The organism is Pseudooceanicola spongiae (assembly GCF_014899185.1).
Classification (GTDB): Bacteria; Pseudomonadota; Alphaproteobacteria; order Rhodobacterales; family Rhodobacteraceae; genus Pseudooceanicola; species Pseudooceanicola spongiae.
This window is the reverse complement of sequence record NZ_CP045201.1, coordinates 1,641,531-1,666,179: the sequence shown is the minus strand read 5'-3', so window position 1 is coordinate 1,666,179 and position 24,649 is coordinate 1,641,531. Positions and strand designations below refer to the sequence as shown.

At 65.2% G+C, this 24,649-nt stretch carries 20 protein-coding genes, 2 tRNA genes and 1 pseudogene; 12 read left to right on the top strand and 11 right to left on the bottom strand.

Annotated features, from left to right (window positions below):
* Nucleotides 1-61 precede the first annotated feature (61 nt).
* The 4 genes from F3W81_RS07915 to F3W81_RS07900 all read left to right on the top strand — a co-directional run bounded on the left by F3W81_RS07915 (nt 62) and on the right by F3W81_RS07900 (nt 4,497).
* Complete coding sequence (locus F3W81_RS07915; protein ID WP_193083066.1) at nt 62-733, top strand: response regulator transcription factor; 672 nt, start codon at nt 62-64, stop codon at nt 731-733.
* The gene (locus F3W81_RS07910) at nt 726-2,129 is read left to right on the top strand and encodes a sensor histidine kinase (protein ID WP_226941907.1); all 1,404 of its coding nucleotides are present in this window, start codon (nt 726-728) and stop codon (nt 2,127-2,129) included. Before F3W81_RS07915 ends, F3W81_RS07910 begins: the two co-directional genes overlap by 8 nt.
* Complete coding sequence (locus F3W81_RS07905) at nt 2,126-3,208, top strand: ABC transporter substrate-binding protein (protein ID WP_193083064.1); 1,083 nt, start codon at nt 2,126-2,128, stop codon at nt 3,206-3,208. The genes F3W81_RS07910 and F3W81_RS07905 overlap by 4 nt, the downstream gene beginning before the upstream one ends.
* A gap of 116 nt (nt 3,209-3,324) precedes the next feature.
* Entirely contained in the window at nt 3,325-4,497 is a 1,173-nt protein-coding gene (locus tag F3W81_RS07900; protein ID WP_193083063.1) for an amidohydrolase, read from the top strand.
* A gap of 127 nt (nt 4,498-4,624) precedes the next feature.
* On the opposite strand, the gene F3W81_RS07895 is transcribed toward F3W81_RS07900, so the two are convergent.
* From F3W81_RS07895 to F3W81_RS07880, 4 genes are all read right to left on the bottom strand, one after another.
* Nucleotides 4,625-5,428, bottom strand: coding sequence for a pyrroline-5-carboxylate reductase family protein (locus F3W81_RS07895; RefSeq protein WP_193083062.1), 804 nt, complete (start codon nt 5,426-5,428; stop codon nt 4,625-4,627).
* 72 nt (nt 5,429-5,500) lie between these two features.
* Nucleotides 5,501-6,952, bottom strand: a complete 1,452-nt coding sequence (locus tag F3W81_RS07890; protein WP_193083061.1) for a sensor histidine kinase — start codon at nt 6,950-6,952, stop codon at nt 5,501-5,503.
* 13 nt (nt 6,953-6,965) lie between these two features.
* Nucleotides 6,966-7,697 (bottom strand): response regulator transcription factor, encoded by a 732-nt coding sequence (locus F3W81_RS07885; protein WP_193083060.1) that lies wholly within the window; start codon nt 7,695-7,697, stop codon nt 6,966-6,968.
* A gap of 102 nt (nt 7,698-7,799) precedes the next feature.
* On the bottom strand, nt 7,800-9,065 hold the full coding sequence (locus F3W81_RS07880) for a GGDEF domain-containing protein (RefSeq protein ID WP_193083059.1): 1,266 nt from the start codon (nt 9,063-9,065) through the stop codon (nt 7,800-7,802).
* Nucleotides 9,066-9,586: 521 nt separating this feature from the next.
* On the opposite strand from F3W81_RS07880, the gene F3W81_RS07875 reads away from it, so the two are divergent.
* The 4 genes and pseudogenes from F3W81_RS07875 (at nt 9,587) to F3W81_RS07860 (ending at nt 13,768) form a co-directional block, all read left to right on the top strand.
* Nucleotides 9,587-10,831: an ABC transporter substrate-binding protein gene (locus F3W81_RS07875; RefSeq protein WP_193083058.1), complete on the top strand. Its 1,245-nt coding sequence runs from the start codon at nt 9,587-9,589 to the stop codon at nt 10,829-10,831.
* A gap of 67 nt (nt 10,832-10,898) precedes the next feature.
* Complete coding sequence (locus tag F3W81_RS07870; RefSeq protein WP_193083057.1) at nt 10,899-11,771, top strand: carbohydrate ABC transporter permease; 873 nt, start codon at nt 10,899-10,901, stop codon at nt 11,769-11,771.
* Nucleotides 11,764-12,666, top strand: a complete 903-nt coding sequence (locus F3W81_RS07865; protein WP_193083056.1) for a carbohydrate ABC transporter permease — start codon at nt 11,764-11,766, stop codon at nt 12,664-12,666. The genes F3W81_RS07870 and F3W81_RS07865 overlap by 8 nt, the downstream gene beginning before the upstream one ends.
* A 5-nt stretch (nt 12,667-12,671) precedes the next feature.
* Nucleotides 12,672-13,768, top strand: a pseudogene (locus F3W81_RS07860) (ABC transporter ATP-binding protein).
* A 90-nt stretch (nt 13,769-13,858) separates the two neighbouring features.
* Here F3W81_RS07860 and F3W81_RS07855 read toward each other — a convergent pair.
* Entirely contained in the window at nt 13,859-15,451 is a 1,593-nt protein-coding gene (locus F3W81_RS07855; protein WP_193083054.1) for an EAL domain-containing protein, read from the bottom strand.
* 543 nt (nt 15,452-15,994) lie between these two features.
* On the opposite strand from F3W81_RS07855, the gene F3W81_RS07850 reads away from it, so the two are divergent.
* From F3W81_RS07850 to F3W81_RS07840, 3 genes are all read left to right on the top strand, one after another.
* Nucleotides 15,995-16,900: a glucokinase gene (locus F3W81_RS07850; protein WP_193083053.1), complete on the top strand. Its 906-nt coding sequence runs from the start codon at nt 15,995-15,997 to the stop codon at nt 16,898-16,900.
* A 186-nt stretch (nt 16,901-17,086) separates the two neighbouring features.
* On the top strand, nt 17,087-18,313 hold the full coding sequence (locus tag F3W81_RS07845; protein ID WP_193083052.1) for a glutathionylspermidine synthase family protein: 1,227 nt from the start codon (nt 17,087-17,089) through the stop codon (nt 18,311-18,313).
* A 20-nt stretch (nt 18,314-18,333) separates the two neighbouring features.
* The gene (locus tag F3W81_RS07840; protein ID WP_193083051.1) at nt 18,334-18,915 is read left to right on the top strand and encodes a DUF1190 domain-containing protein; all 582 of its coding nucleotides are present in this window, start codon (nt 18,334-18,336) and stop codon (nt 18,913-18,915) included.
* 13 nt (nt 18,916-18,928) lie between these two features.
* Here F3W81_RS07840 and F3W81_RS07835 read toward each other — a convergent pair whose 3' ends face one another.
* Nucleotides 18,929-20,125, bottom strand: a complete 1,197-nt coding sequence (locus F3W81_RS07835; RefSeq protein WP_193083050.1) for an MFS transporter — start codon at nt 20,123-20,125, stop codon at nt 18,929-18,931.
* Between the two features lie 92 nt (nt 20,126-20,217).
* Between F3W81_RS07835 and F3W81_RS07830 the strand changes: the two genes are divergently transcribed.
* Nucleotides 20,218-20,541, top strand: coding sequence for an ArsR/SmtB family transcription factor (locus tag F3W81_RS07830; protein ID WP_193083049.1), 324 nt, complete (start codon nt 20,218-20,220; stop codon nt 20,539-20,541).
* A gap of 89 nt (nt 20,542-20,630) precedes the next feature.
* Here F3W81_RS07830 and F3W81_RS07825 read toward each other — a convergent pair.
* From F3W81_RS07825 to F3W81_RS07805, 5 genes are all read right to left on the bottom strand, one after another.
* Nucleotides 20,631-20,705: transfer RNA gene (locus F3W81_RS07825), tRNA-Glu, on the bottom strand.
* Between the two features lie 190 nt (nt 20,706-20,895).
* Nucleotides 20,896-20,970 (bottom strand) — tRNA-Glu (locus F3W81_RS07820).
* A gap of 161 nt (nt 20,971-21,131) precedes the next feature.
* On the bottom strand, nt 21,132-22,877 hold the full coding sequence (gene recJ / locus F3W81_RS07815; RefSeq protein ID WP_193083048.1) for a single-stranded-DNA-specific exonuclease RecJ: 1,746 nt from the start codon (nt 22,875-22,877) through the stop codon (nt 21,132-21,134).
* A 66-nt stretch (nt 22,878-22,943) separates the two neighbouring features.
* Entirely contained in the window at nt 22,944-24,230 is a 1,287-nt protein-coding gene (locus F3W81_RS07810; RefSeq protein WP_193083047.1) for a homoserine dehydrogenase, read from the bottom strand.
* A gap of 108 nt (nt 24,231-24,338) precedes the next feature.
* Nucleotides 24,339-24,617, bottom strand: coding sequence for a hypothetical protein (locus F3W81_RS07805; protein WP_193083046.1), 279 nt, complete (start codon nt 24,615-24,617; stop codon nt 24,339-24,341).
* Between the last annotated feature and the right edge of the window lie 32 nt (nt 24,618-24,649).

Sequence of the window (24,649 nt, the reverse complement as noted above, 5' to 3'; positions counted from 1 at the left end):
TACCTGTCATGAACCTGTCACCGGGCAAAATGGCAGTCAGGGGCACAAACGGAGGGTGTCTATGCGGGTTCTGATTGTTGAGGATGCAACGGATATGGCCGAGGCGATGGCGATCCGGCTTGGCAAATCCGGCATGGCCTGTGACCTGGCCGACAGCGTTGCCCTGGCCGAGGATTTCCTGTCGGTGCAGAAATACGACGCCATCGTGCTCGACATCAACCTGCCCGACCGCAATGGCACCGAGCTGCTGCAGGACCTGCGCCAAAAGAACGACCGCACCCCGGTACTGATGCTGACGGCGCTGTTTTCCGTCGATGACCGGGTCTCGGCACTGGACCTCGGGGCCGATGACTACCTCGTGAAACCCTTCGACCAGCGCGAGCTTGAGGCGCGGTTGCGTGCCCTGATCCGGCGCGATGCGGACCAGAAATCCGACGTGATCAGCCTTGGCCCGCTGGCGTTTCAGCCCGCCGCCCTCAGCGCCACGCTGTCGGGCGAGGCGCTGGATCTGACCCGGCGCGAGGCGACGCTGCTGGGGCTGCTGCTGCGCAATCAGAAACAGGTGCTGAGCAAGAAGCGCCTCTATGACGGGCTGTTCGCCTTTGACGACGCCGATGTCGGGCTGAACGCGATCGAGCTTTATATCGCGCGGCTGCGCAAGAAGCTGGCGGGATCGGGCGTCAGCATCGAGACGCAGCGCGGCATCGGCTACCGGATCTATGTCGGTGGCTGAGGCGCGCGCCGAACGGTCCCTGCTGTCGCGGGTGATGATCGGTGTGCTGTCACTGCTGGCGGTGGGGGGCTGCGTGGTGACGCTGGCCGCCTTCGCCTATGGCCGCAACGCCGCGCAACAGGCCTATGACCGGCTGCTGGTCGGCGCGGCCCGCGACATTGCCGAATCCATTGATATCATCGACGCCTCGCCCGTGGCCGATATCCCGGTGTCGGCCTTTGGCCTGCTGGCGCTGGCGGTCGAGGACCGGATTTCCTACGCCGTGCGCGACGCCGAGGGCGTGCTGCTGACCGGCTACAGCGAGGCCCGCCCGCCCGCACATGGCGCGCAGCCGGGGCGCGAGCCGCTGTATTTCGACGCACCGATGCAGGGCGAGGCGGCGCGCTATGTCACCATCCTGCGGCGGTTTTCCGAACGGGATTATTCGGGCCGCGTCTCGATCACCGTCGGACAGACGCTGCGGGCGCGCAATGCCATGGCGCTGGAGATCACGCGCGGCGCGCTGCTGGTCACGGGGCTTGGGGGGCTGGCGCTGATCCTCGGGGCGTTTCTGGTGATCCGCTCGGCGATGCGCCCGCTGGAGCGTCTGGCCGATCAACTGTTGGCGCGCGACCCCTACGACCTGACCCCGATGGCCGAGGATGGCCCGGCCGAGGTGGCGGTGACGGTGCGCGCGCTCAACCGCTTCATGGCGCGGCTCGACCGGCAGGTCGGCTCGATGAAACACCTGATTTCGGACACGGCGCATCAGCTGCGCACGCCTGTCGCGGCGATCCGTGCGCAGGCCGAACTGGCGCTGGAGGACGACACTGATCAGCTGCCGCAGCGGCTGGAGCGGCTGTTGCGGCGCACGCGCTCGCTCGGCAATCTGCTCGACCAGATGCTGTCGCGGGCGCTGGTGATCCACCGCACCGATAATGCGCCCCCCGAAACTGTCGATCTGCGCGACATTGCCCTGCTGGTGATCGAGCAGCGCGATCACGAGGTGCTGGCCCCCGGTGCCGAGGTCGAGCTGGTGATCGGCGAGACGCCGGTGCAGGTCTTGGGCGACGAAGTCTCGCTCTGCGAGGCGGTGAAGAACATGCTCGGCAATGCGCTGCGCCACGGCAAGTCGCCGGTGCGGCTGGGGGTCAGCGCCACCGGTGCCATGGCCGAGATCTGGGTCGAGGATGCGGGCGAGGGCCCGCCGGCGGATCTGCTGGCGCGCATCGGTGGGCGGTTCGAGCGGTCGGCGGCCTCGCGCGGCAACAGCGCCGGGCTGGGGCTGTCGATCGTGCGCGCGGTGGCCGAAGCCTTTGGCGGCCAGCTGAACATGGGCCGGGGCGAGGCCGGGTTCCGCGTCACGCTGGCCCTGCCGGAGCAGGGGACGAGCATGAGCACGGGAGACACCGCATGAACTGGGCACCGCTGCGCAGGGCCTTTCTGGCGCTGTCTCTTTCGCTGTCTCTGGCGACACCGCTGCGCGCGCAGGAAGCCGTGGCGCGCTTTGTCGGCGCGGGGCTGGGCGCCGGTCCTGGTAGCGTGCGCGAGCTGCTGGTGCGCTCGACCACCGACCTCGCCATCCTTGCCCCGGCGCTGGAGGCCTTCGTGGCGCTGAACCCGGCGCTGGCGCTGACCTATGAACAATGGGGCTCCAACGCGCTCTATGATGTCAGCCTTGCGGGCTGTCAGGGGCAGGGCGCTTCGGCGGACGTGGTGTTTTCCTCGGGTGTGCACCAGATGGTCGATCTGGTGAACCGCGCCTGCGCCAGCCCCTATGCCTCGCCCGTGACCGAGGCGTTGGCGCCCGCGCGGCGCTGGCGCGATGAGCTCTGGGGTATCACCCATGAACCGGCGGTGATCATCTACAACACCGCGCTGGTGCCGGCGGCCGAGGCGCCCCGCACCCGCTTTGGGCTGCTGGATCTGATGCGACGCCCGAATTCGCCCTATCGCGGCAAGATCGCCACCTATGATATCGAATCTTCGGGGCTGGGCTATCTGTTCTCCTTCATGGACAGCCTTGAGGCGACGACCTTCGGCGGCCTGCTGGAGGGCTTCGCGCGCACCGAAGCCGTGGCCACCTGCTGTTCCAACGAGATCATCGAGGGCGTGGCCGAGGGGCGCTATCTGATCGCCTACAACGTGCTCGGCTCCTACGTGGCGGCGGTGCATGGGCCCAATATCGGCGTCATTCAGCCCGAGGATTACACGTTTTTCCTGTCGCGCGCCTTCATGATCCCGAAGGGCGCGGCACAGAAAGACGGGGCGGCGGCGCTGCTGGAATTCCTGCTGTCACCGGGCGGTCAGGCGATCCTGGCGCAAAGCAGCCTGGTGCAGCGGCTCGACGGGGATGTCTCCTCGCTGTCGGAAAGCGCGCAACGCCCCATCGCGATCGACCCCAAGCTGCTGATCGCGATGGACCAGCACCGCCGCCAGCGCTTCGTGGCACAATGGCGCGCCACCTTCGGCACCAGCCTCAGAACCGGGCCCTGACCACCAGCGCCGCGGCTGCAGCCGCTTGCCCTTCGGGCGCGGACCTCGCACCCTTGCACCGCCCGCCCGCTTGGGCGAAGTTGCCGCGACCCCGCGCCCCACCCGAAAGGCCCCAGATGACCGCCGTCTCCGATTTCCTCGCCCAAGCCTTCGACGACCACCGCGCCCTGCGCCGCGACATCCACGCCCACCCGGAGCTCGGCTTTCAGGAGCACCGCACCTCGGCGCTGGTCGCCGACCGCCTGCGCAAGGCGGGCTACGAGGTCACCACCGGCATTGCCACCACCGGCCTCGTCGCGACGCTGAAACGGGGCGAGGGGCCCAGCATCGGCCTCCGCGCCGACATGGACGCCCTGCCGATGGACGAACAGACCAACGCCCCCTATGCCTCGAAGACCCCCGGCGTCTTTCACGGCTGCGGCCACGATGGCCATACCGTCTCCCTGCTCGCCACCGCCGAGGCGCTGGCCGCCCACGGCAGCTTCAGTGGCACCGTCCACCTGATCTTCCAGCCCGCCGAAGAAGGCCTCGGCGGCGGGCTGAGAATGGTCGAAGAAGGCCTCTTCACCCGCTTCCCCTGCGACCGCATCTACGGCTTCCACAACGCCCCCGATCTGCCCTTCGGCATCGGTGCCACGCGGCCGGGGCCGATGATGGCCTCCGCCGATGGCTTCAGGATCACCTTCACCGGCAAGGGCGGCCACGCGGCCATGCCCCATATGTCGAAAGACTGCGCCCTGCTGATCTCGGAAATCACCCTCGCCCTGCAAAGCCTGATCTCGCGCGGCATCAACCCGCTGCACAGCGCCGTCGTCTCAGTCACCCAGATCCACGTCGGCTCGGCCCATAACGTCATCGCCGAGAGCGGCTGGATGAGCGGCACGGTCCGCTGTCTCTCCCCCGAGGACCGCGGCTTCCTGGAAACCGGCATCAAGTCCATCGTGACCCATCACGCCGCCGCCCGCGGGATCGAGGCCGATATCGCCTGGGATTACGGCTACCCTCCCCTCACCAACGACGCCGAAGCGGCGGCCCATGCCGCAACCATCCTCGCCTCCGATGCCACGCCGGTGACCTTCGCCGAGGCCGACCCGCTGCTCGCCGCCGAAGACTTCGCCTATATGCTGAACGCGGTGCCGGGGGCCTACCTGAACTTCGGCATGGCGCGCACGGGTCACGCCCAGGCGATGGTCCACCACCCCGCCTACGACTTCAACGACGACCTGATCCCGGTCATCGCCGAGACCCTGATCACCCTGATCGAATCCGAACTGCCCACCCCGGCCTGAGCACACCGGCTCCCCCGTCATCTTGCGCAAAATACTTCGGGGGAGTCGCGCCAGCGACGGGGGCAGAGCCCCCTTTTCAACGTGTCCGTGGCAGCGCCCCCCTCTTCACACACCGACCCCGCACCCCCTAGCCCTCGGAGATCATCGCCTGCACCCGGGTCAGCCCGGCGTCCACCGCCGCCTGTACCGCCTGCTCGAAACCCGCGTCCTGCGCCGCCCGCAGCGCCGCCGCAATCACCCCGTCATAGTCGAGGAAACTCTGCACGATGGCCGGGGCGGTGCCGACCTTGCCTGCCATCAGATGCGCCGCACCGCAGATCAGGTTCTCGGCTGCCCCCTGCGCCACCGCCTCGCTCAGACCGGCGTTCTTGGCTGCCTCGATCAGCGCCTGCGCCAGCAGCGCCGCAAAGGCCGGGCCCGCGCCCGACAGCGTCGTCAATACGTCCAGCGCCGCTTCGTCCGGGACCTCCGCTTCGCGGCCGATCCCGCGCAGGATTTCCTGGCCGAGGGCGCGCTCGTCCGCGCTCACGCCCGGCGTCGCGAGCCAGGGCGAATAGGACTGCCCGACCTCGGCCAGCGCATTCGGCAGAGCACGCAGCAGGCGCTGCGATCCGGTATGAGCGCGCAGTTCCTCGACCGTCACCCCCGCCATCACCGAGATCACCAACGCGTCGGGGCAGTGAAATCTTGCCGTGCGAAACTCATGCGGGCGCAGCGACAGGATCACCACGTCCGGCGTCTGGCTCAGGTCCTTCAGCGCGCCGACCCACTCGATTCCGTCAAACCCGGCGTAGGCGTCGCTCGGCCCGCTCCGGTTCACCGCGCCAAAGCGGCCCGGCTCGGTCACGCCCGCGCGCAACAGCGCCGGGCCGATGTAGCGCCCCAGCCAGCCGCTCGCCCCGACCAGCGCAATCCGTGGGGCTTGTGTCATCTCGTGCTGCATTTCGGTTCCCTCCGGGTGTCTGCCCCCGCCACCCTAACGCGCCCTGCCGCCCCCGCAACCTCAGCTGCGCCGGATCTCCAGCTGGGCGCGCAGACCCCGGCGGCCATTGGCAAAGCTCAGGGCCCCACCATGCTGTTCGGCCACCGCCATGACGATGGTCAGCCCGAGGCCAAAGCCCTCGATCGCCCCGGCATTGGCGCCGCGCCGGAACGGCTGCATCAGCGCCTCGACCTCCTCGGCGCGCTGCTCTGTGCCCTCGTCCTCGATGGCGATAACGGCGCTCTCTGAGGTCGCAACCAGCTCGACGCGGGCGCGGCGCCCATACTTCAGCGCATTGTCGATCAGGTTGGTGACCGCGCGCTGCAGGGCGACGGGGCGCGCCGTCACCAGCACGCGGCCACTGTCGGGCAGGGCGGTGGCGCGGGTGCGCGCGCCAAAGACCGATCCACTGCTCTGCAACATCTGCGGTCCGGCCTCGCTCAGCTCGACCGGCAGGCCCATGTCCTGAAAATCCGCCACGATGGAGTGCACCAGCGCCGACAGAGAGATCTGGCGCGGCGCCTCGACGCTGAGTTCGGAGCGCGTATAGGTCAGCACGCTTTCGATCATGCCGGTCATGCGGTCGATGTCGGTGTCGAACTTCGCGCGCAGGGCGTCGTCGGTGATCAGCGCCGTGCGCAGCCGCAACCGCGTCGCAGGCGTGCCAAGGTCATGGCTGACCCCGGAGAGCACCGTGGCGCGGCGCGACAGCTGATCGCGCTCGGCCTCAAGATAGGCGTTCACCGCCTCGACAATCGCCCCCAGCTCCTGCGGGCCCTCGGCGGTATAGGCCTGTGGCCCGCCAAGACGGCGGCGGCTGCGCAGCGTCTCGGCAAACTGCACGAACTGCGCCGAGGTGCCCGCCACGCGGGTATAGATCGCGGCCAGCGCCAGCAGCGCAATCAACAGGCCGATCAGCCGGGTGTCGCGCGGGGCCGCGTCACAGCCCCAGACGGCGCGCCCGTCGATCCGCTGCCAGGGCGCATCGCCCATCTGGGCAAACAGGACCGGCTGGGAACAATAGCTCGCCAGCAGCCGCGTCACATGGCCCAGCTTTTCCGGCGCGCTGCGCCCGTCCCCGGGGTTCAGCTGCGCCACCTCATAGCGCACCCCGTCCGACACGATGGCAAGGCGCAGCTGCAGCCCGCCGAAATCGTCGTTCGTGGCGTCCCGGATCGAGGCGCGGGTGACATAGGCCGGGGTCGGGACATCCGGCATCCGGTTGAAGGCGCCGCGCTCCGCAAGCTCCAGATCGGCGGGCGCCACCGGGCGGATCGTCACCCCCTCAAGCGTCGCGCTGGGGTGCGACAGCGCATCATAGAGCGTCACCCCCGCGACATAGGCGCGCGAGAGATAGGCGTCCCAGGCGGATTGCGCGCTGAACCAGAGCCCCGCCGACAGCCCCCCGGCGGCAAAGGCGCTCAGCATCCAGATCGTGCCGAGCCTGCGCAGGCTGGCCGAGCCTGCGATCATCGCTGCGGGGTCCTCATGCCGCCGCCACGCTGACATCCACGGCGAGGATATAGCCGGTGCCGCGCACGGTCTTGAGGATGTCGGGCTCTTTCGCGCTGCGTTCGATCTTGCTGCGCAACCGCCCCACCAGCACGTCGATGGCGCGCCCCGAGGCCTCGGTCGCGCCGTCCTCGCACATGTCGAGCGCGGCGGCGATCTCCTCGCGCGTCAGGGGGATGTGGGGGTTGGCCAGCAGCACCTTCAGCAGCTCGGTCTCGCGCCGCGACAGGGCCACCTGATAGCCCTGAGGGCTGGTCACCTCGTCGCGCTTGCCGTCATAGATCCAGCCCGCGAAGGCATAGCGTCCGGTGCTGCGCCGATAGACCAGCGAGGGCGTGCGCCGCGCCCGGTGCAGCACCGCGCGGACCCGCGCCAGCAGCAGCTGCGGGTTGAACGGCTTGGCAATATAGTCATCCGCGCCGACCTCATAGCCCGCCATCCGCTGATGATCGGCGGACAGCGCCGAGACGAGGATGATCGGCATGTCGTGTTCAGCGCGCAGCTCGGCGCAGATCTCGACCCCGCTGTCATCGCCCAGCATCACGTCGAGCAGGATCAGATCGATCCGCCCGCCCGCCAGATGGGCGCGGATCTCGTCGCGCGTCGCCGCAGGCAGCACGAAGAACCCCGAGCGGCGCAGGAAGGCCGTCAGCATCTCCCGCATCTCGCTATCGTCATCGACCACCAGCAGGCGCGCTATCGTCATCGTGTTTCCCCAAGGGCCGGGCTGTCGTTTCTGCGCGCGCACCCTAAGGCAGCGGCGCGGCTTCGGCAATTGCCGGACCGACGGGGCAGGGGGCGCGCCATGTCAGGCCTGAGCAGCTGCGGGCACGATCCCCTCTGCAGCGATCGGGCTGATCTCGTCGTGATGGCGACTGAAGCGGCCACGTCCGCCTTCCTTGGACTGATAGAGCGCATTGTCGGCGCGCCGGATCAGGTCATCCACCGGCAGGGGCAGCACCGTGTCGCAATAGCCGATGCTGACGCTGGGACGGATGTAGCGGCCGCGAAACTTGATTTCCATCGACAGGCAATCCAGCAGCTCGGCCAGCAGCATCTCGACGTTGGTGCCCTCGCTGACCTCCTGCCACAGCAGGAATTCGTCCCCGCCGACGCGGAAGATCCGGCCGTTTTCGCCCTGCAACAGCACCTGCAGCCGCTTGGCCGTCGCCTCGAGGATCATGTCGCCGGCTTCGTGGCCATAGGTGTCGTTGATCGACTTGAAGTGGTCCAGATCAATGCAGGCGCAGATGATCCGCCGCCCCAGCTGAGCCCATTTCTGGTTCGGCCACTGCCGCGACATCTCGGTCAGCGAACGGCGGTTTTCCAGCCCGGTCAGCGGGTCGTGGCGTGCGGCCCAGTCCAGACGCTGGTTCAGATGATGGGCGCGGATCGACATGGCGGCAAACACCCAGGTGAAGGTGGAAAAGGCCAGCACATAGGCGACAACGGCGGTGGCCACCAGCAGCGCATCCTTTTCCGCGCCCCAGACCATCATCGCCAGCCGCCCGAAATAGGTCAGCGAAATCGCCGCAAAGGGCAGGGCCAGCAGCACCCGGGACTCGGTCGAGGACAGCCGCCCGGCGCGCCAGATGCGATAGCAGAACAGCCCCGAGAGACCCATGTTGATCACGCCGGTCGCGGTCATCAGCAGCGGCAGGCTTTTCAGCCCCATCGCCAGCGTCATGCTGGAGACGGTCAGACCGGCCCAGATCAGCAGCCAGCGGCGGGCATTATGCGCCAGCCCCAGCGTGCTGCGCGCGGCCACATAGGCGGCAATGATGCCACCAAGCGCCCCGGCAATGACCAGCGTGGTGATCACCCAGAAATTCAGGATCTGGATCATCGTCATGCTGGCGGTGCCGAAGATGAAGGCCAGATGCACCACGATCAGCGCCCTGAGGCTCAGGCTTTCCTCAGCGCTGGTGTTGAGGCCCTTGCGGGTGCGCTTCCAGTTGTCGATCAGCAGGATCAGCAGCGACACGACGACGTTGATGCTGGCGATGGCCACCACGATATTCAGATCGACTTGTAGATTGACCGGGCCACTTTCCACGCGTTTCGTCCAGACCATGCGCATTCATTCAGAATGTCTTTTCTATGATCAGGTCATACCTATGGGGTGTCTCTCCCCCAGGGACCGGCTGAGCGGTTGGGCCCTCGGTATGTCCTCCCTTGTTAGCCGCTGGTTTAGTCAGGCCCTGTCTGTCGCGCAAGGTTTCCATACGCCCGAGAAGGGTTTTGCCCGCTTCATGACAAACTCAAGCGTAGAAGTGCAACCATGGCGTGTATTATGCGGGATCTCGTCGCTCGACGCAGGGTCAGGCGCGGGATTTTTCCCGCATCTGCGCGCGGTGCGAATCCAGAAGCCCCGTGCGCCGCCCAACCCGGACGGGCATTGCACTGCCCAAATACAGCCCAAGGCGCTTGCTGCGCTGCGGCATTTTCCCTTTCGTAACAGCATGTAACAGAGTGGGGCGAAAACTTCGCATGGCCGCCTGCGCCCTGTTGCAACACCCCTCTCGAAACCGTGAATATGCGCCGGTCACCGTCCCCCATCCGGTGGACGAGGAGAAATTTGGGAGGAAAATCCAAATGAAACTGAAATCTATTTTTGCGGCCACCACGGCTGTCACCTTCATCGCGCTGCCGGTCCTGGCCGAGCCTCAGGCCGAGGTTCTGCATTGGTGGACCTCCGGCGGTGAGGCGAAATCCGTCGCCGTGCTGCAGGAAGAATTCGCCGCGCGCGGCGGCAAATGGACCGACATGCCCGTTGCAGGCGGTGGCGGTGATGCGGCGATGACCGCTCTGCGCGCCCGCGTGCTGTCGGGCAACGCCCCGACCGCCGTTCAGCTGAAGGGCCCGGCCATTCAGGAATGGTACGAAGAAGGCGTTCTGGCCGATATCTCGGACGTTGCCGAAGCCCAGCACTGGGGCGATGTTCTGCCCGCACAGCTGGCTGAGCACATGAAGTGCGATGGCCACTGGTGTGCCGCGCCCGTCAACGTGCACCGGGTCAACTGGCTCTGGGGCAACGCTGAGATCCTGGCGCAGAACGGCATCGAAATGCCCACCACCTGGGAAGAATTCAACGCCGCCGCGGACAAGCTGAAGGCCGCAGGCATCACGCCGCTGGCCCATGGTGGTCAGTCCTGGCAGGACGCGACTGTCTTCGAGACGGTGGTTCTGGCACAGGGCGCGGAGTTCTATCAGGCCGCCCTCGTCGATCTCGACGAAGACGCGCTGAGCTCGGACACCATGATCAAGGTCTTTGACGAGATGCGCACCCTGCGTGGCTATGTCGATGACAACTTCTCGGGCCGCGACTGGAACCTGGCCACCGCGATGGTGATGAACGGCGAAGCCGCCTTCCAGATCATGGGTGACTGGGCCAAGGGCGAATTCCTGGCCGCTGGCAAAGAGCCGGGCAAGGACTTCCTCTGCGCCGCAACACCGGGTCACGGCTTCCTCTACAACGTCGACAGCTTTGCCATGTTCGATGTCTCGGGTGACGAAGACAAGGTCGAAGGCCAGAACCTGCTGGCCGAGCTGATCGTCGGCCCGTCGTTCCAGGAAACCTTCAACCTGAACAAGGGCTCGATCCCCGTGCGCACCGACGTGTCGCTCGACAAGTTCGACTCCTGCGCCGTCAAATCCTCCGAGGATATGCAGGCCGACGCGAAAGACGGCTCCTTGCTGCCGTCCTATGCCCATGGCATGGCGCTGCACGGCGAAGCGGCCGGGGCCATCACCGATGTGGTGACCGCGCACTTCAACTCGGACATGTCCTCCGAAGAGGCCGTCAAGATTCTGAGCGAGGCCGTCGCAAACGCGATGTAATCGTCTCGACCAACCCGCCGCCCGGCTCGCCATGAGCCGGGCGGTTTCGTCTTTGGGAGTTTCCTCCATGACTAAATGGCTAGAACGGCAGGTACCTAAAATGGTCCTGGCGCCCACCTTTGCCGCCATATTGCTGTTCGTCTACGGCTTCATCGGCTGGACGGCCTGGGTGTCTCTGACAAAATCCAAGCTGATGCCGCGCTACGAAATCGAGGGCTTCCAACAATATACCAAGCTGTTCGATACGCCCCGCTGGGATACGGCGATGAACAACCTGTTCCTGTTCGGGACGCTGTTCATCGTGATCTCGATGGTGCTGGGGCTGCTGCTGGCAATCTTCCTCGACCAGAAGATCCGCACCGAAGGGGTGATCCGCACGATCTACCTCTACCCGATGGCGCTGTCGATGATCGTCACCGGTACCGCGTGGAAGTGGATCCTGAACCCGGGCCTTGGCATTCAGGCCACGGTGCAGGGCTGGGGGTTCGAGAACTTCACCTTCGACTGGCTGATCAACCCCGACTACGCGATCTATACCATCGTGCTGGCGGGCGTGTGGCAAAGCTCCGGCTTTGTCATGGCGCTGTTCCTCGCTGGTCTGCGCTCGGTCGACGGAGAGATCATCAAGGCCGCTCAGGTCGATGGTATCCCGACACCGCGCATCTATACAGCGATCATCATTCCCTCGATGGCGCCGATCTTCCTGTCGGCCTTCATCGTGCTGTCGCACCTCGCCATCAAAAGCTTCGACCTCGTCATCGCGCTGACCGGCGGCGGCCCCGGCTATGCCACCGATCTGCCCGCCACCTACATGTACGCCATGGCATTTTCGCGCGGCAACATCGGGCAGGCGGCCTCGTCTGCCATGATCATGATGGCCGTCGTCTTCGCCATCGTGGTGCCATACCTTTATTCGGAACTGAGGGCGAAACATGACTGACGCCACCATCCACAGCCGCCCCAGCCGCTCGACCTCGTCGCGCGCAGGCCGGATCGCGCTGCGCACGCTGCTCTATGTCTTCCTGATCGGCTTTGCGTTGTTCTACCTGATGCCGCTGTTCGTGATGCTGACCACCTCGCTGAAAAGCCTGGACGAGATCCGCACAGGCTCTCTCGTCGCACTCCCACGGGACGTCACCTTCGAGGCCTGGCGCACCGCCTGGTCGGGCGCTTGTACCGGCATCCGCTGCGAAGGGCTGAAGCCCTATCTGCTGAACTCGCTGATGATCGCCATTCCCGGCGTTGCCCTGTCGACGCTGTTCGGCGCAATGAACGGCTATGTCTTCGCGCAGTGGAAATTCCGCGGCGCCAACGTGCTGTTCGCGCTGCTGCTGTTCGGCTGCTTCATCCCCTTCCAAGTGGTGCTGCTGCCAATGGCGCGGGTGCTGGGCATCCTCAACCTTGCCGGGACCATCCCGGGGCTGATCTTCGTGCACACCGTCTATGGCCTTGGTTTCACGACGCTGTTCTTTCGCAACTACTACGTCACCATCCCGATGGAGCTGGTACGCGCCGCCAAGATCGACGGAGCCGGGTTCTTCCGCATCTTCTGGTCGATCTTCCTGCCGCTATCGCTGCCGATCATCGTCGTCACCGTCATCTGGCAATTCACCCAGATCTGGAACGACTTCCTGTTCGGCGTGTCCTTCAGTCAGGCCGGCACCCAGCCCGTCACCGTGGCGCTGAACAACATCGTCAATTCGACCACCGGCGTCAAAGAATACAACGTCGACATGGCCGCCGCGATCCTCGCCGCCCTGCCGACGCTGCTGGTCTACGTCGTCGCCGGTAAATACTTCATCCGCGGTCTCACCGCTGGTTCCGTGAAAGGGTAACTCCAATGGCCCCCATCCTCGACATCAAGAACCTCTACAAAAGCTACGGCGCGACCGAGATCCTCAAGGATATCAACGTCGCGATCGAGCCGGGTGATTTCCTCGTCCTCGTCGGCCCTTCGGGCTGCGGCAAGTCCACGCTGCTGAACTGCATCGCCGGGCTTGAGCCGATCAGCGGCGGCGCGATCCACATCAACGGCAAGGACATGACGGACGTGTCGCCGAAAGACCGCGACATCGCCATGGTGTTTCAGTCCTACGCGCTCTACCCGACGATGACGGTCGCCAAGAACATCACCTTCGGCATGAAGGTGCGCGGCGTCGATGCGGCAACCCAAGCCGCCAAACTGGCCGAAGTCGCCGCCCAGCTGCAGATCGAGCCGCTGCTGAACCGTCGTCCCGGCCAGCTCTCGGGCGGTCAGCGTCAGCGGGTCGCCATGGGCCGCGCGCTGGTACGCGATCCGGCGCTGTTCCTGTTCGATGAGCCGCTGTCGAACCTCGACGCCAAGCTGCGCGTCGAGATGCGCACCGAGATCAAGAAGCTGCACCACAACCTCGGCGCGTCGATGGTTTACGTCACCCACGACCAGATCGAGGCGATGACGCTGGCCACCAAGATCGTCGTCATGAAGGGCGGCGTGATCCAGCAGATCGGCACCCCGGCCGAGATCTACAACACCCCCGCCAACCTGTTCGTGGCAGACTTCATGGGCTCGCCCGCGATGAACCTGATCCCGGCGCGCGTGCAGCAAAACGGCACGGGCCACCGCATCGAGATCCAGCGCGTCGACGCAGAGCCACTGGTGCTGGAAGACCACCGTCCGCTGAACCTGCCGGGCAATGTCATCATGGGCCTGCGCCCCGAAGACATCGCCGAGGCCGGCTTTCGCGCCGGGGCTGAGGTGCAGGAGGCAACCTGCCTTGTCGATATGGTCGAACCCGCCGGGGCCGACACCTATGTCGTGTCGCAACTGGGCGGCAAGCAGGTGACGGCACGTCTGCACGCCGAAACCAGCGCCCGCGCCGGTCAGCCGATGGTGATGGCCTTCGATCTGGCAAAGGTCAGCTATTTCGCCCCGAGACGGGTGAGCGGCTGAACTGATCCGCCACGCGCCCTCGCCCTGAAGGCCACACAACGCGAAAGGGCGGTGCCACGCAGCACCGCCCTTTTTGCATCCTACACACTTGCGGTTCATTCCGCCGCCCAGGCCACTTCCCTCGGGGCGCCATCCTTCCACTGCGCGTAAAAGGCGACGAACTCCGCCACCTCCATCGGGCGGGCGATCAGATACCCCTGACCAAAGCGGACGCCGCGCTGGCGCAGAAACTCCAGCTGCTCCTGCGTTTCGATGCCCTCGGCCACGATGTCCAGCTTCAGCGAGGTCGCCAGCTCGATGATCGTCTCGATGACGGACTGGTTGACGGTCTCCTTGCCGATGACATCGACGAAGCTCTTGTCGATCTTCAGCAAATCCAGCGACAGATCCTGCAGGTACTGCAGGCTGGAATAGCCGGTGCCGAAATCGTCGATGGCAATGGAATGTCCGGCGCGGCGCAGATCGGCCAATGTGCTGCGGCTGGTTTCGGGGGCGATCAGGCTGCGCTCGGTGATCTCCAGCCAGACGCTTCTGGAGGGCAGGCGGGCCGCGGCAAGCGTGTCGCGCAACGTCCCGGCGATATCGCCATGGATCACGTCATAGGCCGACAGGTTCATCGAGACATGGGCCTCTGGATGTCTGCGCAGAAGATCGCCCAGATCGTCACAGGCCCGCTGGATCGCAAAGCTGGAGATCTTGCCGATCAGATCCGAATCCTCGGCCACCGGGATAAAGATATCGGGGCTGATAAACCTGCCGTCGCGCTGCTGCCAGCGGATCAGCGCCTCGGCCCCGACACAACGCCCGCTCTCCAACTCGACCAGCGGCTGATAGACCAGCCGCAACTCTCCCGCGCGCAGGGCCGCCTGCACCTCGTGTTTCAGATCCAGACGGCGCAGGCACAGCCAGATGACGTTGAACACGATGATGAGCGCCATGATCAACCCGATCGGCACCAGTCGCGCCAGATAGCCCAGCAGCAGTCGCCCGTGGCTGAGGCTGTTCGGCATCGCGGCCTCACCGACGAATTCACCCCGCCGGAACGGGGCACTGATATGGCTGCCGGGGATCAGGCCGCTGGTCTTCGACACGCCCGACATCAGCACGTCGCTCAGCGCGTCATTGCCGCTGGCCATCAGCAGCGGCGGGCCGTCCAGCGGCATATAGGCCAGCGCGACCGAGACCTCTTCGAGGTTCAGCACATCAATGATGCGCAGGTGCTTGATCAGCACGTTATGCGCGACCAGATGCACCGCCATGACCCGCCCGGATTCGGTCATGCCGGGGGTCATGGCAGCGCGCACGCCCAGACCGGTCGCCGTGGTGAAATTGACGGTGTTCTCTTCGATACCCGGCGGCGCGATCCCCCAGGAGGTGCAGGCCAGAACCCCATTCTCGAAATACCCGACCTCGTCGACATAGCGCGACTGCATGACCTGATTGCGCATGGCGGTGATGTGATCCGGGCCGCATCCGGTCATCCCATCAACGCTGGTCAGAACCTCTTTCGACTCGATCAGCGCCTTTTCGGTGCGCACCACAGGAATGGCCGCATAGATCTCGAGGGAGTCCTGAATGCTGCGTTCCGTCAGCCAGAAGGCCAGCCAGGTGGTCACCACCACGGGACCGAAGCCCCCAATGATGACGGCGGTCAGAGCGATCAGGGCGACGCTTCGCCTGCGGCGCAAATGTCTCAGCCAGTCCTGTCGTCTCAGGGCCCATGACCTCCGTGGCTGGTTGCCTGCCGGGCGCAGGTGCGGGCGGGCAGGGCAGCCTGGCACGCTGCCTCTTTTCAATAATATAGCGGAGACTCCGCTTTCGTCCATGCCGGTACGCCAGCCGGGCCCCCGGCGTCCATGCTGTGTTGCAGAAATGGCTTGGGATAGCGGTTTGTCGCGGACATGTTGCGCTCAGCTGCGCGCCACAGATCTGCCGAGCGGTTTCGCAAAGCGCCCAAAATTCAACCACTGCGGCGGGCAATTTCGCACCGTTCGCTTACCGACGGGATACCGACGCGATACCGACACCCCGTTTAGCCTTTTCAACGCCTTACACTGCGGCGCGGGCAGTGTTGGCGGGTCCGGGGATTTTGCCGCTTTTCGGCCAGAAGAGTGAAAGCGTTTGGACGCCGGTTTTCAGCTCTGCTATTAGCGCTAACACATGCCGGGAATCCTGTTGTCCGGACCCAGGACAGGATAGCCAAAGGCAGAAAATGCGAGGGATGAGACGCGATGAAACTAGTAGCTGATGTCGGTGGCACGAACGTGCGTTTCGCCCTTGTTGACGGGGATCGCGTTCTGCCCGAGACAATCGCCAGTTTCCGCAACGACGACTTCGCCACTTTCGACGCGGCCGCCACGCAATACATTGCAGACAAAGGAAAACCTGCGCTGACCCGCATGGCGATCGCGGTCGCCGGTCCGGTCAATGGCACCCAGGCCCGGCTGACCAACCGAGAGTGGTACTTTGACACTGTTGCGCTGGCGGCGCAGTTCGGCGTCTCAGTCGCACTTCTGAATGATCTCAAGGCCTTGGGCTATTCCGTCTCGGCCCTCAGCGGCGACAGTTTCCTTGCCGTGACGCCGGATATCGAAGGCTCCGGCGATCAAAAGCTGGTCGCTGGCATCGGCACTGGTTTCAACGTCAGCCCGGTGATCATGACGGCGCAGGGCGTGGTCTGCCCGAACGCCGAAATGGGCCATATCCAGCTGTCCTGGCGGCTTCACGACGCTGTCAGCAAAGTGGTCGGCCACAGCGATCACGGCTATAACACGGTGGAGCATCTGTTCTCCGGGCGCGGCTGTGAAAAGCTCTGGCGTCTCAGCTCCTCCAGCGACATGAGCTTCGCTCAGGCGCTCGGGATCAGCTCTGATCAAGCGATTGAATTTGCAGGCGTTTATGCCGACATGATGGCGATTTTGGCGCAGGATCTGGTGCTGGGGTTCATGCCCTCCGCAGGTCTGTATTTCGCCGGTGGCGTGGCGCGCGCCATCCTGACCGGCCCCGCCGCCGCCCATGGCATCGAGCGGTTCCGCACCGCCTATGCCCGCCCGCTTGAACTCGACACCGCCGCGCGGGTTCCGGTGTCTCTGATCCTGGACGACCACGCCGCGCTGTCTGGCTGCGCCGTCGCCTAAGCGGCTGTCGGGGCGGGTTAATCTTCCCTGAACCCGGCTGCATCTTTGCGGCGACAGGGGCGATCTGTTGCAGGTTCGCCCCTTCCGATAGCGCAAGGCACACCCTACATATCCTGCGAACAGGCAAGCTGCTGGCCATCCGTGCCAAAGCCGATTAGGCACAGCCTGCACCGGAGGAGGACGACCTTGCAGAAAATCACGCTCCCCGAGCGCCCGAACTGGCGCGCCGAGGCCGAAGAGCTGGGCTTCAGCTTTGCCGATATGCACGGCGAACCCTATTGGGACGAAAGCTCGGCCTATCAGTTCTCTCTGGCCCAGATCGAGGACGATATCGAGGACCCCTCGACCGAGCTGCATGCCATGTGCCGCGAGGCCGTGCCGATCATTCTGGCGGACGAAGCGCTGATGTCGAAGATGGGCATCCCGGCCGAACACTGGGATCTGGTGGCCGAAAGCTGGCAGCGCGAAGACCCTGAAATCTATGGACGTTTCGACCTCGCCTATGACGGCACCGGCCCGGCCAAGATGCTGGAATACAACGCCGATACGCCGACCTCCCTGTACGAGAGCGCCTCGTTTCAGTGGAGCTGGCTTGAGGGTCAGCAGGCGCTCGGCGTGCTGCAGGACAGCGACGATCAGTTCAACGGCATCCACGAGGCAATGGTCGAACGCTTCCGCGCGCTGTTCGCCGAGGGCACCGATCTGCATTTCGCCGCCATCGGCGGCAACCCTGAGGATTACGCCACCGTCGAATGCATGGGCTGGGCCGCGCGCGAGGCGGGCCTTGGCGCGCATTACACCGATCTGGAGAAGGTCGGGATCAGCGCCGACGGGCAGTTCCTTGACGCCGAGGACCGCGTGATCGGCACGCTGTTCAAGCTCTACCCCTGGGAAGACCTGCTGCTGGACGACTATGCGCGACACCTGAAAACCGCAGGCTGTCTGATGCTGGAACCGGCGTGGAAATCGCTGTTGTCGAACAAGGGTCTGCTGCCCGTGCTCTGGCAGATGTTCCCTGACCACCCCAACCTGCTGCCCGCCTTCTTCGAGGCGGATGTTGCCGAGGCGCTGGCGGGCACGGGGGCTGCGTCGTCGGACGTCGCTCGCGCGTTTTCCAAGGCGCATCAAGGCCTTGCGAAGGGCTATGTCACCAAGCCGATCTTCTCGCGCGAAGGCGCTTCGGTCTCGATCATCGAGGGTGGCACGCTGAGCGAGGAGGCTGGCAACACCGATTACGCCGACCAGCCCCGCATCGTTCAGGCCTATGCGAAGCTGCCTGTGTTCGACGGCTTTCGCCCGATCATCGGGTCGTGGATCATCGGCGCGGAATGCGCCGGTATCGGCATCCGCGAGGACCGCTCGCGCATCACGCAGGACCTGTCCCGCTTCAAACCCCATTTCATCCGCGATTAACTCCGGAAAGGACTGCCCTCATGAGATCACGTTCCAGAACTGTCGCCCTCTGCATCCTCGGCGCTTCGGCTTTCGCTCTAGCGGGCTGCCGCGAGGAGCAGGTGGATGCGCAGGCTTTCCCCGATCTGGCCAGCTGCAAGGCGGCCTCGAACGCGCAGGGGCTGATTCCGGCGGGGGAATGCGAGGCGGCCTTCGCTGAAGCGCAACAGCTGCATGTCGAGGCAGCGCCGCGTTATGACAGCCAGGCGGTTTGCGAAGAAGAGCACGGCGCGGGCAACTGCGGCAGTGAGCAGCAGGTCGCAAACACCGGATCTGGCAGCATTTTCATGCCGTTGATCGCGGGCTACCTGATCGGCAACATGCTGGGCGGTCGCGGTGGGATGGTCGGCTCTCAGCCGCTGTACCGCACCTCGGATGGCAAGTTCACCAATGCGGGCGGCACGGCGGCCTATTCCAGCAACACCGGCAAGGCCAAGCTGGGGTCGTCGCTGTTTCAGCGCCCCGCCTCGACCATCGGCAAGGCGCCGATGACCAAGGCAACGCTGTCGTCACGCGGTGGATTTGGCAGCACCGGCTCCTCGCGCGGGATGTTCGGCGGCTGATGCGGCCTGTGCGCTATTCGGTGGTGCCAAATTTGCGCAACAGGCCCGCGGCGGCAGACAGCAGGATGATCACGCCGCCATAGATGCAGATGGTCAGGCTCAGCCCGATGTGGGGCAGGGCGAGGCCCGCGATAACGACCGGCACACCAAAGGCCATGTAGCTGACGGTGAACAGGGTGGAGAACAGCTCTCCGCGTTCGTTCGCCGTGGCGAGCGGGATGATCGAGCGCATGACGCCGTAAAAGCAGGTGCCAAAGCCCGCACCCGCGACGATCACCGCACCGAGGTAGAACGGCAGAACCTCCGCGATCACCCCCAGAACCGTCATCGCCGTGCCGATCGCCAGAGCGGTGGTGCCGAACAGGGTGACCTGCCGCGCCGAATAGTGGCGCGCGACGAAACAGGCGACGGAGCCTGAGCCGGCCAGCAATGTGATCACCAGCGCCTGCAACAGATGGTCAGTGACGCCAAAGACTTGCGCGATGATCGGTGCCCCCAGCGACAGGTAGAGCCCGCCGGTCGCCCAGCCTGCGAAAACCGCCGGAGCGCTGCGCAGGAAGGTCGTGCGTGCGGACTTGGGCAGCCCCATGCGGGGACGCAGGGCAGAGAGCAGACCCTCATGACGCGGCGCGGTTTCGGGCAGCAGCAGCACCAGCCCCGAAAGCACCGCATAGATGACGATCAGCCCGCCGAAGACCTCGGGCTTGGCGGCCGAGCTGAAATCCAGAATGGCACCTGAGGCAAGCGCGCCGATCCCCAGACCGCCCAGCGGCAGAACCGAGGTCCAGATCGCGGCAGAGCCGGGCTTGTCCGCAGGCTCAAGGTCGACAGCGGCGGCTGAGAGGGTGGAGAGCAGCAGACCGCTCGCCACGCCCTGCACGACGCGGGCATAGAGCAGAGCGGTTACCGTATCCGCCTGCCAGAACATCACCAGCGAGATCGCCAGCACGGCAAAAGCGCCCGACAGCACGGGGCGCCGCCCGATATGGTCCGACAGCGATCCGGCGATCAGCAGCGTACACAGCAGGGCGATGGTGTAGATCGCAAAGATCCCCGTCATCACCGCAGGCGAAAAGCCGATCTGGCTTTGCAGGATAGGATAGAAGGGTGACGGCGCACTGGCCCCGGCCATCATCAGGGCCACACCCGTCAGGACCAGGTAGAAACCGGTGCGATGCACCCTTTCGGATCGAATGTCAGTCGCGCTCATCGTGGCCTGCTTTTGGTCAGAGGGGTTGGTTCGAAAAAACTCGAACGAAATATCTACTACCGGAGTCGGGAAGGTTCAACTATATTCGAACCATGATCGAGACATCCGACCTCCCGCACCCCGCACGCGAAGACCTGGTTCTGACGCAGGTTCTGTTTGCGCTCAGTGATCCTGCGCGGTTGGAGATCGTGCGCCAGCTGGATGCCGGGCCGTTGGAGATGGCGCAATGCTGCCTTCAGGATCCGACGATGCCGAAGTCGACGAAATCGCATCTTATGAAGGTCCTGCGAGAAGCTGGTGTGATCCGCAACGAAGTCAAAGGGCGCGGACGTTTGCTGAGCCTGCGCCGCGAGGATGTGGAGAGCCGTTTCCCGGGATTGCTGGAGTCGATTCTCAAGGCACCCGTCGGGCGCTGAGGCATCTGACAGGCTGCGCGGCCCAACTGGACCGAGCGGAGAAACTCTAGGGGTTTCTTCTGTCGACGTCATACTGGCTTTGGGAGAAGTGGCAGCCCGTAGGGGAGTCGAACCCCTCTTTCTAGGTTGAAAACCTAGCGTCCTAACCGATAGACGAACGGGCCACGCTTGGCGTGAGGCGGGTTCTATGAGAAGTCGCGGCGGGTCGCAAGGGCTTGAATGCGCAGATGAATAGAAAAATGCATCTGGTCACCCCTGTTTCAGATATGATGACAGATACGCCAAAATCGCATGCCAGATCGAGACGCACAGTGAAAATTGCGTCGTCGTAAGTCTTGCGATTTTTGGGAAAAGTGGCAGCCCGTAGGGGAGTCGAACCCCTCTTTCTAGGTTGAAAACCTAGCGTCCTAACCGATAGACGAACGGGCCACGTTTGGCGTGAGGCGGGTTCTAAGAGAAGTAGCTGCAGGTCGCAAGGGCTTTTTTCCGCTCTGTGAACTTTTTTCTAACGGCGCAATGACGCGCGCGGGCGAAGCAGCCGAACCGCGCGCGCGCCGAAGGTAAAAGTTCAGGCAAAGCGCTGAAACGGTTCAGCTTTCCGAGGCCGGGGCGGCGTCGCTCAGGCGCAGCTGCACGGATTTGCGACCGCCCCAGTCGTTGATCTCCAGATGGCCGGCCAGGTGAAAGGGCCGTCCGCCGTGTTGTTCCAGTGCCGGACCAAGCGGGCCATCGAACGCGCCGAAGCAAATCGCTTCGACTTTCGCGCCCATTCCATCGGTGAAGGCCAGCTTGAGATGGCTCTCACCGATGCGCTTCACGAAAGAGATCCGCTGAGAGGGGAAGGCGAATCGCGGGGCAGGGGCCGAGGCACCGTAGGGACCGGCGGCCTCAAGGCTGTCGATCAGCTCGGGGGTGGCGGCGCCGGGCATCAGCAACCCGTCGAGTCGCAGATCCAGCGGGCCGCCTTCGCCGGCGCCTTGTTTGCCCAACAGCTCGCTCAGGCGCTCCATGGCGGCCTCCAGCTTGTCACGGGCCACGGTCAGGCCAGCGGCCATCTTGTGCCCCCCGCCCTTGATCAGCAGCCCCTCAGTGGCGAGTCGCTGGATCGCGGCCCCAAGGTCGACCCCGGCGACAGACCGGCCTGAGCCTTTGCCCTCTGCACCGTCCATGCCGATGACGATGGCGGGGCGGTTGGTGGCCTCTTTCAGGCGCGAGGCAACGATGCCGACGACACCGGGGTGCCAGCCTTCGCCAGCGGCCCAGACGAGGGGCGCCTCCAGTCCGCGCTCTTCGGCCTGCGCTAGGGCGGCGGCCCGCACCTGGCCTTCGATCTCGCGGCGTTCGGTGTTCAGTTCGTCGAGTTTGTCGGCCATCGCCTTGGCCTCGAACGGATCGGCGGTGGAGAGCAGGCGCGCGCCGAGGTCGGCCTGACCGATGCGCCCGCCTGCGTTGACGCGGGGGCCCATCAGAAACCCGAGGTGGTAGGCGGAGGGCATGGTGTTCATCCGTGCCACATCGGCCAGCGCGGCGAGGCCGGGGCGTTCGCGCCGCGCCATGATGCGCAGGCCTTGCCGTACCAGCGCACGGTTGACGCCGATCAGGGGGGCGACATCGGCCACCGTGGCCAGCGCCACCAGATCGAGCAGGTCCATCAGGTTCGGCCCCTTGGCGCCCTCGGCCTTCATCTGGCGGTTTGCCTCGACCAGCATCAGGAATACCACGCCCGCCGCACAGAGATGTGCCAGCGCGCCGTCTTCGTCCTGACGGTTCGGGTTCACCACGGCCACGCAATCGGGCAGGGTCTCGCCGCCGAGGTGGTGGTCGAGGATGACGACATCGCAGCCCGCCGCCTCGATCGGGCCATGGCTGAGGGTACCACAGTCGACGCAGACGATCAGATCATGGGCGCGCCCCAGCTCCTGCATAGCGGGCACGTTGGGGCCGTAGCCTTCGTCGATGCGGTCGGGAACATAGAGCGTCGCCTCGCGGCCCATCTGGCGCAACCAGTCGATCAGCAGCGCCGCAGAGGAGCCGCCGTCGACGTCATAATCGGCAAAGATGGCAATGCGCTGGCTTTGCTTGACGGCCTGCAGAAACCGCTCGGCCGCGCGCTCCATGTCGCGCAGACTGCGCGGGTCGGGCAGCAGGTCCTGCAGTTTGGGCTCAAGGAAAGCGCCGCTCTGGCCTTCGGTCACGCCGCGCCGCGCCAGCACCCGGCAGAGCGCCGGGGGCAGGTGTTCGGATTGCACCAAAGCCTCGGCCTGACGTTCGACCTCGGGGGCGGGGCCGATCCAGCGTCGTCCGGTCAGCGAAGTGGTGACATCGAGAAACGCCATTGGTCTTATCCCTCTATCGGCCCACGGGCCGTGGTTTTTATCACCGCGCGCCCGGGGCCAAAAGGGTCAGACGGATTCGATCCGCAGCGCCACCGGATCGCCTTCGACAACACCGGTGCCCGCCATGCCGGTGATGGCAAGATCAAGCGCGGAGCGTTGCGTCTTGTGGGTGACGATCAGCACCGGGGCGCGGCCATCTTCGTGATCATACTGGCGCATCCGGTGGATCGAGACGCCGGCCTCGCCCAGAACGCTGGCCACCTTGGCGAGCGCGCCGGGTTTGTCCTGCAGCGCCAGCCGAACGTAGTAGGGCGCGGGCGTGGCGGAGCTGGCCGAGGTCACTTCGGTGAGCGTGCTGGCAGGTTGGCCGAAGACGGGCAGGCGGATGTTGCGGGCGATATCGCAGACGTCCGCCAGCACCGCCGAGGCGGTCGGGCCTTCGCCGGCCCCTGCGCCGCGCAGCACGATCTGACCGACCGCGTCGCCTTCAAGCACCACCATGTTGGTGCCGCCCTCCAGCTGGCCAAGCGCGCTGACCGCGGGCACCAGACAGGGGGTCATGCGTTGTTCAAGGCCACGCCCGGTCATCTGGCTGACGCCCAGCAGCTTGATGCGAAAGCCCATGTCGGCGGCGGCTTTGATATCGTCGATGGTGATCCGGCCGATGCCCTCCAGCTCCATCGAGTCAAAGGCGACGCGGGTGCCAAAGGCGATGGAGGCGAGCAAGGCCAGCTTGTGCCCCGCATCAATGCCTCCGACGTCAAGGTTCGGATCCGCTTCGAGATAGCCCAGATCGGAGGCCTCCTGAAACACGTCCTCATAAGGCAGGCCGGAGGATTGCATGCGGGTCAGGATATAGTTGCAGGTGCCGTTCATCACGCCCATGACGCGGGTGATGCGGTTGCCCGCCAGCCCTTCGGTCAGCGCCTTGACGACGGGAATGCCCCCGGCAACAGCGGCCTCGAAACGGATGACGCGGCCATTGTTTTCAGCCAGTTCCGCCAGCGCCTGACCGTGGACGGCCAGCATCGCCTTGTTGGCGGTGATCACGTCCTTGCCAGCTTTCAGGGCCGCTTCGGTGGCGGCCTTGGCCGGGCCATCCGAGCCGCCCATCAGTTCGACAAAGATGTCGACGTCGTCGCGTGCGGCAAGGGCGACGGGATCATCTTCCCAAGCGTAACCCTCCAGCGACACGCCGCGATCCTTGCCGCGATTGCGGGCCGAGACAGCGCTCACGGTGATCTCGCGCCCGGTGCGGGCGGTGAGCATGGCGGCCTCCTTTTGCAGGATTTTCAACACGCCGACGCCGACCGTTCCAAGGCCGGCAATCCCGAGGCGCAGAGGCTCGCTCATTCGAATTCTCCAGTTTGGCATCTGATTGTGTTGAGAGGGCCTATCGCCTTAGCGGCCAAGGCGCAACGCGCCTTTTCAGGGCTTTTGGGCAAATCCGCCGCCGCAGGGCTATAGCCCGATTTCGGCCTGCCGCAGGGTCTCGGCACGTTGGCGCAGGGCCTCAGCGCGGGCGGCCAGCGCGTCATCATCGACCGGGGCCAGCCGCGCCTCGGTGGTGGCGCGGCTGAGGATCTGGCTGGCAGGCACAAGACGCGGACGGGCCGCGGCGCGGTTTTCAGCGCTCAGCGTTGCATCCAGCGCGGGCGGACGATTGCACGCCCCGAGCGACAGCAGCAGGGCGCTGGTCAGGATCAGGTGGCGCAGAAGCGGTGTATGGTGTTCGGACATGGCAAAGCTGTGCCCCAGTCGCCCAAACTTGG

What these genes read in the sequence shown, in the direction of transcription:
- F3W81_RS07915 (WP_193083066.1), top strand. Translation starts at nt 62, where the DNA reads ATGCGGGTTCTGATTGTTGAGGATGCAACGGATATGGCCGAGGCGATG.
- F3W81_RS07905 (WP_193083064.1), top strand. Translation starts at nt 2,126, where the DNA reads ATGAACTGGGCACCGCTGCGCAGGGCCTTTCTGGCGCTGTCTCTTTCG.
- F3W81_RS07900 (WP_193083063.1), top strand. Translation starts at nt 3,325, where the DNA reads ATGACCGCCGTCTCCGATTTCCTCGCCCAAGCCTTCGACGACCACCGC.
- F3W81_RS07895 (WP_193083062.1), bottom strand. Translation starts at nt 5,428, where the DNA reads ATGACACAAGCCCCACGGATTGCGCTGGTCGGGGCGAGCGGCTGGCTG.
- F3W81_RS07890 (WP_193083061.1), bottom strand. Translation starts at nt 6,952, where the DNA reads ATGATCGCAGGCTCGGCCAGCCTGCGCAGGCTCGGCACGATCTGGATG.
- F3W81_RS07885 (WP_193083060.1), bottom strand. Translation starts at nt 7,697, where the DNA reads ATGACGATAGCGCGCCTGCTGGTGGTCGATGACGATAGCGAGATGCGG.
- F3W81_RS07880 (WP_193083059.1), bottom strand. Translation starts at nt 9,065, where the DNA reads ATGGTCTGGACGAAACGCGTGGAAAGTGGCCCGGTCAATCTACAAGTC.
- F3W81_RS07875 (WP_193083058.1), top strand. Translation starts at nt 9,587, where the DNA reads ATGAAACTGAAATCTATTTTTGCGGCCACCACGGCTGTCACCTTCATC.
- F3W81_RS07870 (WP_193083057.1), top strand. Translation starts at nt 10,899, where the DNA reads ATGACTAAATGGCTAGAACGGCAGGTACCTAAAATGGTCCTGGCGCCC.
- F3W81_RS07865 (WP_193083056.1), top strand. Translation starts at nt 11,764, where the DNA reads ATGACTGACGCCACCATCCACAGCCGCCCCAGCCGCTCGACCTCGTCG.
- F3W81_RS07850 (WP_193083053.1), top strand. Translation starts at nt 15,995, where the DNA reads ATGAAACTAGTAGCTGATGTCGGTGGCACGAACGTGCGTTTCGCCCTT.
- F3W81_RS07840 (WP_193083051.1), top strand. Translation starts at nt 18,334, where the DNA reads ATGAGATCACGTTCCAGAACTGTCGCCCTCTGCATCCTCGGCGCTTCG.
- F3W81_RS07835 (WP_193083050.1), bottom strand. Translation starts at nt 20,125, where the DNA reads ATGAGCGCGACTGACATTCGATCCGAAAGGGTGCATCGCACCGGTTTC.
- F3W81_RS07830 (WP_193083049.1), top strand. Translation starts at nt 20,218, where the DNA reads ATGATCGAGACATCCGACCTCCCGCACCCCGCACGCGAAGACCTGGTT.
- recJ (WP_193083048.1), bottom strand. Translation starts at nt 22,877, where the DNA reads ATGGCGTTTCTCGATGTCACCACTTCGCTGACCGGACGACGCTGGATC.
- F3W81_RS07810 (WP_193083047.1), bottom strand. Translation starts at nt 24,230, where the DNA reads ATGAGCGAGCCTCTGCGCCTCGGGATTGCCGGCCTTGGAACGGTCGGC.
- F3W81_RS07805 (WP_193083046.1), bottom strand. Translation starts at nt 24,617, where the DNA reads ATGTCCGAACACCATACACCGCTTCTGCGCCACCTGATCCTGACCAGC.